This window comes from Desulfosporosinus sp. I2 (genome assembly GCF_000960765.1).
Taxonomy (GTDB): Bacteria; Bacillota; Desulfitobacteriia; order Desulfitobacteriales; family Desulfitobacteriaceae; genus Desulfosporosinus.
This window is the reverse complement of the sequence record NZ_JYNH01000177.1, coordinates 1-8,934: the sequence shown is the minus strand read 5'-3', so window position 1 is coordinate 8,934 and position 8,934 is coordinate 1. Positions and strand designations below refer to the sequence as shown.

The following is an 8,934-nucleotide window of genomic DNA, read 5'->3' as shown; positions in this document are numbered from 1 at the left end:
GCTGGTCCAATTCCTGTTACCAAGATTGATTGGAACAAAATTAAAAGTGAAGGGAATAGTATCACTTGGCTGGGGCATTCTGCGTTTTTTACTAAGTATCGATAATAAAAAGCTGCTGATAGACCCTATGCTGGGATCTATTGCCTCACCGGTTTCCTTTGCAGGGAATAAACGCTATAAATATAGTGAAGATATGAAGGATATTATTGATGAAATGACCCCCTATTAACGCAGTGTTTATTACACATGACCGTTACGACCACTTAGATTATCCATCTATTCTAAAGCTAAAGAACAAGGTTGGTCATTTCTTCGTTCCTCTTGGAGTAAGTGCACATTTGATCCGATGGGGAATTGCAAAGGATAAAATTACAGAGCTTAATTGGTGGAATGAAGCGGAATTCCAAGGTTTGACCGTTGCCTTGACTCCAGCCAAACACTTCTCCGGCAGGGGGATTTTTAATCGAGATTCCACCTTGTGGGGCGGTTGGGTCATTCTTGGAAAGCATACACGTTTTTATACCAGCGGAGATGGTGGATATGATGAACATTTTAAGGAAGTTGGGAAAAAATATGGATCTTTTGATATTACCTTACTTGAAGGCGGTCAATATGATCGACGATGGTCTTGGGTCCATATGACACCAGAACAAGCTGTTCAGGCTCATCTAGATATAAAGGGTAAAACTATGATGTTAATGCACTGGGGAGGATTTACATTAGCCTTTCATGGCTGGAATGAACCTATAGTGCGAGCAGCCAAAGAAGCAAAAAAGGCAGATGTTAACCTGATAGCGCCTAAGATTGGTGAAACTCTCCTCTTAAATTCAGACCTATACACTCCTCCTTCACCATGGTGGGATTTTTAACTCTTCCCTGTTCACGGCGATGGTTTGATGAAAATCATCGCCGTCCGTTTTTGAATAAGAATTGACTGGTAGGGAGAAGCAAAGGAACTGATTTACAGAGTTCACATACAATACCTAAAGCCATGAAGTTCAGGTAGTGAACCTCATGGCTTATTTTCATCAATAGTAATTCTATTTACAAAGTGACGCGCCGGATGCAAAGGCCTGTTTTAATAATTGATCCGATATTTTGAAGTCAGGGGAACTTGTACCTGAACATAGTAAGCTGTCAATTAGTTCCCAACCGAACCTGGTGAAGCTGTATTGATGGATTGGATAGCAGTTTGAAAAGCATCTTTATTGTCGTTTCCTTGTGAGAAAATAGTCACAATTTTTTTTCCGGGATAACGTGCTGTGAATGGGAATCTGGTACCTGGAGAATATCAAAAAGGAAGGTGTACTTCTATATGAGCGAACCAAACATAAAAGTCAATAATTTCAAGAATGCACTTTCCAGACTAAAAGAAGGGATCGCCAAATATAATGGAACCGATGATCTATTAAGAGATGGGGTAATACAGCGTTTTGAGTTTACCTTTGAGCTTGCTTGGAAAACTTTAAAGGCAGGGCTGCTGACATCTGTGCCAATTAAACTTAGACGACGAACAAACGATTCCTGATCGAAGGGTTTATGCTCGGATAAAACTGTGAAAAAAATCCTGCAGGAAGACGTTAGCGATACAAGCTCGAGCGGCATGGGGAGTTAGATTTTCTTCTTTCTGCAATTTGGCATAGATTTCCTGTACACCTGTTTGGTCTTGTAATTGGTTTTCGATAATGCCTTCTATCATAACATGAAGCACAGGATTTACCCCGTTAATCGTCAAAGTTTCAGGGTAAAGATGCCTACGCTCCCAGAGAGTCTTGATTTCAGGATGCTCATTAAGTACGGTCTTAAACCCTTTGTCGGTTTCGTTAAGCAAAAAATCACTTTGTAGCCGACCATTAGGAAAATCAAGCAGCTTGGTCATTGAATATCCTCCTTAACAAAAAAATCAAAATTTGCGCTTGAGTTAATCAATTTAAATATAGCATGGAAGCTTGGCTGAGGAAAAGTAAGCTAAGAGTTGCCAATATCCAAGACTCTTTACTTTTTCTTTCAACTCTTCTAGGCTTCTTTACTGGTGATATACTTGCTCGGATCGTGTTATAATATGGAAAAAAGGAGGTGGTTATATGTCACCTACCCCTAAAGAGTCGTCAGCCTATTACAGCTATGCGGACTATTTAACTTGGCCGGAAGACGAGCGCTGGGAACTGATTGACGGAGTTCCCTATAATATGACTCCTGCGCCTACACCAAAACATCAAGAAATATTAGGAGAATTGTTTCGCTTATTGGCAAACTGGCTCAAAGGAAATAGATGTAGAGCTTATATGGCCCCGTTCGATGTCCGTTTAGCCGGAGCTGAAATGCCGGATTCAAGGATTGATAACGTCGTTCAACCGGATATTTCAGTGGTGTGTGATCCCGAGAAAATTGATAATCGCGGGTGTTTAGGAGCACCGGACATGATTATCGAAATACTTTCCCCCTCAACGTTTAAAAAAGACATGGGAGTAAAGCTATCCCTCTATGAAAGTTCTGGGGTTAAAGAGTATTGGGTTGTCTACCCATTAGATGAAACAATCATGGTATTTATACTTGAAAACGGCCAATATGGGAAACCTGCGGTCTACTCAGTACCGGATGAGATACCAGTGAAATTATTCTTAGATCTCACGATACCCTTGGAATCCGTTTTTCGATGATTCCTGTCGCTGAAGTGCTAGACGCGACTTACAGACTTAAGAGCATATCCTTTGCCCAAAATTTTGTCGTATTCTTCAACTAGAAGGGAGCCAATCAGACTTATAATATTTCACCTATGAAAAGCAAACCCAGTCCCGAGTTTAGAGGTGTAACATGTCTGAAATCATCTATGGCCTATATGAGCAAATCATTAACAGAATCATCAACGAAAACCTGAATAAGGTGGATCAACAACTTGTCCTAAAAGATACTCAGCCGCTGGATTCGGCTGAGTCTTCTAAGATTCTGGCGGATTACCTCACTAAAATTCTGCGCGAGATTTTTGATTATATCGAAGATGGGGATGCTGTCGTTAGAGACAGGGTGAACTTATGTAATGGTATTTTGCAGTACATAGCAGAGTGTATTCGAAAAGAAAGCTTCAGTTTCAAGAAGGATGAGGAGACCTTAAAACGAGTTGAGAGTTTCCTAATTCGTCAGGATGCCCAGATATTACTGTCTCTTGTGGACAAGAAAGCAAGCAGACCAAGAGCTATGCTCGGCTCTGAAAAGACTGTGAGGCCAGAGACGTCTATTTCAGAGAACTCCCTCTTTACTGGGGCGGTCCATGAGCCGAGCATGATCTCCGAACTTAAAAAGGAAATCTTAAGCAGCGACAGAATCGATTTTCTCGTATCGTTTATCAAGTGGAGTGGCTTACGGTTAATCATCAATGAGCTGACTCAGTTTACAATGGGTGGCGGCAAATTACGGGTTATCACCACTTCCTATCTGGGAGCCACGGATTATAAAGCAGTCGAACAACTCAGTAAACTGACTAATACAGAATACATATTTCCTATGATACTGAACGGACTCGCCTTCATGCCAAAACCTATGTCTTTTGGAGAGATACAGGCTTCAGTACGGTTTATATCGGATCGTCGAATATCTCTGAGTCAGCCATGACGAGCGGATTGGAATGGAATATTAAGCTATCCCAATATGACTCAGGGGATATTCTGGAGAAAATCCGGGCCACCTTTGAAGGGTATTGGAATAATCCTGAGTTTACACCCTTTATTGCAGCCCTTGATTCCGAGCGTTTGAGAAAGGCCTTGAGGTCCGAGCGAAGAAGCAGTCAGGATGAAGCAAATGACTTAGCGTTTCACTTTGATCTTAAGCCTTACTATTATCAGCAAGAAATTCTGGATAAATTGAAAGCAGAACGAGAAGTCCATCACTCATTTAAAAACTTAGTCGTTGCAGCAACGGGTACCGGTAAGACAGTCATTGCAGCCTTTGATTACCGAGACTTTTGCAGGGCAAATCCGAATAGAACGCACAAACTGCTCTTTGTCGCTCACCGAAAGGAAATATTAAGTCAGAGCATGTCTTGCTTTCGTGGGATACTCAAAGATCTCAACTTTGGCTCCATGATGGTCGGAGGCGTAAAGCCTGATAGTTTTGACGATTTATTTGTCTCGATCCAATCCTTTAACTCTAAGGATTTAACAGAGGTTACTTCGCCTGATTTCTACGATTATATTGTGATTGACGAATTCCATCAAAATATGTTCGCTGCGTCAACAGATGATGTACTCATCTCTGACGACGAAGCTGTGTCTCAGTTTGATAATTACACTGCAGAGGACTTTTTGTCAGAGGTATTCATGACCGAGGAGCGTTATAATACCTTGAAAAATCTCCTTATAAAAAAGAAGAATATTATTCTGCAGGGCGCACCGGGCGTTGGCAAAACCTATGCAGCAGAGAGATTAGCCTATTCCACCATGGGTGAAAAGGATACCAGCAGAGTTATGGTTATTCAGTTCCACCAGAGCTATAGCTATGAAGATTTTATTATGGGATATCGCCCAACAGAAAGTGGTTTCTCTTTAACAAAGGGCCCGTTCTACGATTTTTGCAAAGAAGCTGAACCAGATGATCGAGAATATTTTTTCATCATCGATGAAATTAACCGAGGAAACCTCAGTAGGATTTTCGGAGAGTTATTAATGTTGATTGAGAATGATAAACGAGGCAAGGAAGTACGTCTGCTATATTCAGACGAGCAATTTTCTGTCCCGGAAAATGTCTATATTATCGGCATGATGAATACTGCGGATCGCAGTCTTGCAATGATTGACTATGCACTTCGCCGTCGCTTTGCCTTTTTTGAATTTGAACCGGCTTTCGGAAGTGCAGGTTTTAAACGCTATCAGGCGACAGTAGCGAATAAAAATTTAGATAGTTTGGTAGGAATTGTTGATGCGATGAACCGTGTCATATCGAGCGATGCATCACTTGGTAGTGGTTTCTGTGTTGGCCATAGCTATTTTTGTACTGGGGATGTTATTGATGATGCGTGGCTGTCAGATTTAGTGGAATACGAACTTATACCGCTGATAAAAGAATACTGGTTTGACGAGCCGTCGAAGGTGGAACACTGGTCTCAAAAATTACGTGGTGCTATTACATGATTAGGATGAAAAATGTTTATTATATGCTGGCTTACGCATATCAAACACTGAATGAAGAGGGATTCAGCAGTGTTAAATCCGAGGACTTTGAAAACGTCCATGATTTAATGGCGGCGATTCTGATTCGTGAATGGGCAAACCATGCAAAGGAATACAAGGTATGACAGTACCACCATTATCACGGGCAATCTGTATCAAATATTCACTTATGTTAAAAACAAGAGATTGTAAAATATGCAACCAGCCCACATATAGGTAAGATTGGAGGAAGATAACAAAAGGATGGACATTTAGATATTCGCAGATATAAAAAATGGAGGAGTAATTGAATTATAAAGAGAAGATAACATGCTTGTTGTGAATGCCAATTAATCATGTTACAATTTTCATAAACTTGTAAACTAAAGGATAATTCTATTTGCTAAAGGAGAAGTTGTGATGAGCAAAAAGGTACTCATTGTTGGTGGAGTCGCAGGGGGAGCCAGTGCTGCAGCACGCTTGCGCCGTTTGGATGAAGAGGCAGAAATCATTATCTTTGAGCGGGGAGAACATATTTCATACGCTAACTGCGGCTTACCGTATTATGTTAGTGGAGTTATTAATGAGCGGGAAGCTCTTTTGGTCTCAAAGCCAGAAGCTATGAGAAATCGCTTTCGTATTGATGTAAGAATCTTTAGTGAGGTTACCCGTATTTTTCCTGAGGAAAAAGCCGTCGAAGTCCAAGAACAGAGTGGCAAGGTTTATCGAGAATCCTATGATCAATTGATCCTTTCTCCCGGGGCGGCTCCGCTTCGTCCGCCGATTCCCGGGATCAATGACATCGCTGCTCTTGTTGTGCGTAATGTTACAGATATTGATCAGATTAAGAAATTTATCGATGAGCAGAAACCTCAAACAGCAGCAGTCGTCGGAGGAGGCTTTATCGGCCTGGAAATGGCCGAAAATCTCCATGCCAGAGGAGTAGATACAACGATTATTGAAATGAGCAATCAGGTCATGGCTCCTTTGGATTATGAAATGGCTGCAATTCTTCATGAGCACATTTTCAATAAAGGAATCAACCTCATTTTGGAAGATGGGGTAAAATCCTTTGCGAAAAAGGAAAATGGAGCTCTTATTACACTCCAAAGCGGCCAGGAAGTACAAGCTGATTTAACGATCTTGGCTATTGGTGTCAAACCGGAAATTAAATTAGCAAAGGAAGCCGGGCTAACCATCGGAGAGTTAGGCGGCATCAAAGTCAATGAACGGCTCCAGACTTCAGACCCTAATATTTACGCTGTTGGCGATGTCATTGAAGTAAAACACTTAGTAACAGGACAAGCTGCGCTCCTACCGCTTGCCGGGCCTGCCAATAAACAGGGCCGCATTGTGGCCGACATTATCGCCGGTCGGGACAAGAAATATGAGGGAACTCAAGGCATTGCTATTGCCAAGGTTTTTGATTTAGCTGCGGCGTCCACCGGAGCGAATGAAAAAATGCTTAAGAAATTAGGAATTCCTCATGAAGTCTTGTTTACTCACTCCAATTCCCACGCCGGGTATTATCCTGGAGCAACAAGATTATCCATAAAACTTGTCTTTGATAAAAATAATGGCCGAGTCCTGGGTGCCCAGGCTGTCGGAGCTCAGGGTGTCGATAAACGGATCGATGACATTGCCGGGGTAATCCGTAACCAAGGGACTATTTATGATTTGCAGGAACTCGAACTGGCCTACGCCCCGCCCTTTTCATCGGCTAAAGATCCTGTGAACATGGCCGGCTATGTGGCGGAAAACATCATTAATGGTGATGTTCGCATGATTCATTGGCAGGAACTTAGTAAACTTAAAGCGAAAGATATATGCATCATTGATGTTCGGGACGAAGAAGAACGAAGAGCTAAATTTATCCCCGGCTCGCTGCATATTCCTGTCAATGAGCTGCGCAGTAAATTATCGGAACTTCCCAAAGATAAGGAAATCGTAGTTTACTGCGAGATTGGGCTGCGAGGCTACGTTGCTTATCGAATCTTGGCTCAACACGGATTTACCAATGTTAGGAATTTATGCGGAGGTTGGGTTACTTATTATCCGGCTGTTTTTGGATAAGGTTTTCCCAATTTACCGGAAAAGAATCCCTAGAGGCCATTCGGCGTAAGAGATAAAGTATATCACAGAAGCCTCTTTGGAAGATGAAATTTGAGGTGGTAAAAGTCTGGCTACTAAAGGATGCTGCTGGTTAAATGATAATATTTAGGCGCCAATCAGGTATAAAACTGTATAATTGTAGATATCGATTACAACGCAAGAGAAGATTATGCTCTTAGGGCTTTAGTCAAAAAACTTAAACAGATTGTATAACATATTAATAGGTTATCTTTTATAAGTATGGGCAAAGATAGGACCAAAGGAGCTGGTTTTCTTTGCCCATGTATAATTTTCCGACAAAAAAACGAAAAATAAATATAAGGAAACAAGATGCAAGTAATATTTTTTTAAAAGGCTACTCGACTAATTAAGAACTATGCTCCAAAGAATGATTATTCATTAAAAGAGTTAAAGCGTAAGTTGAGAGATATCTGGAGGTTTTAGAGGTTTTGATCTTATGCCATCATAGTTTTAGGGAAAATTTATATCTCAGAGGCAGGTCATGTGGAGTGCGTATGTCTTTTGAAGAAGACTATGTGAAAAAGCATAGCAGGAAGATAGGAATCGAATCTTTAGTAGAATTAATTATAGGAGGACATGTATGAAAATTTCAAAGAAAGATGCGTTGTTTTGGTTTGAATTCTTTTCAATATTGCCAGAGGATGAGGAAGTTATGACAAAACAACAAGAAATCATTTACGCTACCTTTGCACAAATTGAGGCTGCGATCGATCATAGAAATGATATGTTAATGTCGGAAATTAGAGGCTTGAAAACTTTGGAGAATAGAACTTTTTTTGTGGGAAATGAAAGCAAATTCCCCAAAGGATGTCGTTCTTGTCTGTTGGGAACCGGTTTGAGTGCAATCAGGAAAACGAACAAATGTAACTTAGAGTGTAAGTTCTGCTATCATTATGGAGAACTGGATGATATTGCTCCGGTTGGCGAAGGCATGTGGGAAATAGGAGACACAAAATTTTATGAGAAGGACATTGATTTACTTCTTTCCATCCAACAGAAGCCCACGGGCATTTCCTACGTTTATTTAGAGCCATTCATGGAAATTGAAAAATACTATCCGGTTATAAAGAAATTCAGTGATGCAGGGATTCATCAACATCTCTATACAAATGGCACTTTAGCTACGGAAGAGACGTTGAAAGCTTTAGGTGAAGCCGGTCTTGACGAGTTGCGTTTCAACCTGGGTGCCTCAAATTGTTCGGACAAAGTGATTAAAATTATGCAATAGCGAAAAAATACATTGAAAATGTAGGTATTGAAACGCCAATGACTCCTGAGTTCTTCGAAACTTTTTTCAATAAGAAGCAAGCGATCTTAGAGACAAAACTCGATTTTATCAATTGTGCAGAATTGCACTTAAATGCCAATAACATAGACAATTATTACGGGGAAAACATGTATATTTCCAGACATGGCTATATATCTCCGATTTGGAGTAGGGAATTAACTCTGAAATTCATGAAAATAGCCGTTGAAGAAAGCTGGGATTTAGCAGTTCATGATTGCTCAAACTATACGAAATTTGCCAGAGGTTTGAATTTTAGTGGCAATGAGGGCAGGTGGGTCGGAGCCAGTAATTATACCTGTGCGTTTTTCAGGATACCCTACGAAGTATTTTTACCCATACTGCGTGATGACAATTTCAAATTTTTATATGAAG

The 8,934-nt window shown here is 40.8% G+C and carries 4 protein-coding genes and 4 pseudogenes; 7 read left to right on the top strand and 1 reads right to left on the bottom strand.

Annotated features, from left to right (window positions below):
* A pseudogene (locus UF75_RS23195) lies at window positions 1-869 on the top strand (MBL fold metallo-hydrolase); the annotation flags it as partial.
* Window positions 870-1,315: 446 nt separating this feature from the next.
* Window positions 1,316-1,474 (top strand): annotated as a pseudogene (locus UF75_RS23190) (nucleotidyltransferase substrate binding protein); the annotation flags it as partial.
* Window positions 1,475-1,537: 63 nt separating this feature from the next.
* Here UF75_RS23190 and UF75_RS23185 read toward each other — a convergent pair.
* Window positions 1,538-1,879, bottom strand: coding sequence for a DUF1841 family protein (locus UF75_RS23185; RefSeq protein ID WP_045576893.1), 342 nt, complete (start codon window positions 1,877-1,879; stop codon window positions 1,538-1,540).
* A 205-nt stretch (window positions 1,880-2,084) separates the two neighbouring features.
* On the opposite strand from UF75_RS23185, the gene UF75_RS23180 reads away from it, so the two are divergent.
* From UF75_RS23180 to UF75_RS23165, 5 genes and pseudogenes are all read left to right on the top strand, one after another.
* Window positions 2,085-2,660, top strand: coding sequence for a Uma2 family endonuclease (locus tag UF75_RS23180; RefSeq protein ID WP_045576892.1), 576 nt, complete (start codon window positions 2,085-2,087; stop codon window positions 2,658-2,660).
* 154 nt (window positions 2,661-2,814) lie between these two features.
* A pseudogene (locus UF75_RS30480) lies at window positions 2,815-5,123 on the top strand (DEAD/DEAH box helicase family protein).
* Window positions 5,120-5,287 carry a hypothetical protein gene (locus UF75_RS28680; RefSeq protein ID WP_156146578.1) on the top strand — a complete coding sequence of 56 codons (168 nt, stop codon included), beginning with the start codon at window positions 5,120-5,122 and terminating at the stop codon, window positions 5,285-5,287. The pseudogene UF75_RS30480 and the gene UF75_RS28680 overlap by 4 nt, the downstream one beginning before the upstream one ends.
* A gap of 274 nt (window positions 5,288-5,561) precedes the next feature.
* Window positions 5,562-7,214, top strand: coding sequence for an FAD-dependent oxidoreductase (locus UF75_RS23170; RefSeq protein ID WP_045576891.1), 1,653 nt, complete (start codon window positions 5,562-5,564; stop codon window positions 7,212-7,214).
* 640 nt (window positions 7,215-7,854) lie between these two features.
* A pseudogene (locus UF75_RS23165) lies at window positions 7,855-8,934 on the top strand (radical SAM protein); the annotation flags it as partial.

Excerpts from the sequence above, each read along its gene's own strand:
- UF75_RS23185 (WP_045576893.1), bottom strand. The coding sequence starts at position 1,879 with ATGACCAAGCTGCTTGATTTTCCTAATGGTCGGCTACAAAGTGATTTT.
- UF75_RS28680 (WP_156146578.1), top strand. The coding sequence starts at position 5,120 with ATGATTAGGATGAAAAATGTTTATTATATGCTGGCTTACGCATATCAA.
- UF75_RS23180 (WP_045576892.1), top strand. The coding sequence starts at position 2,085 with ATGTCACCTACCCCTAAAGAGTCGTCAGCCTATTACAGCTATGCGGAC.
- UF75_RS23170 (WP_045576891.1), top strand. The coding sequence starts at position 5,562 with ATGAGCAAAAAGGTACTCATTGTTGGTGGAGTCGCAGGGGGAGCCAGT.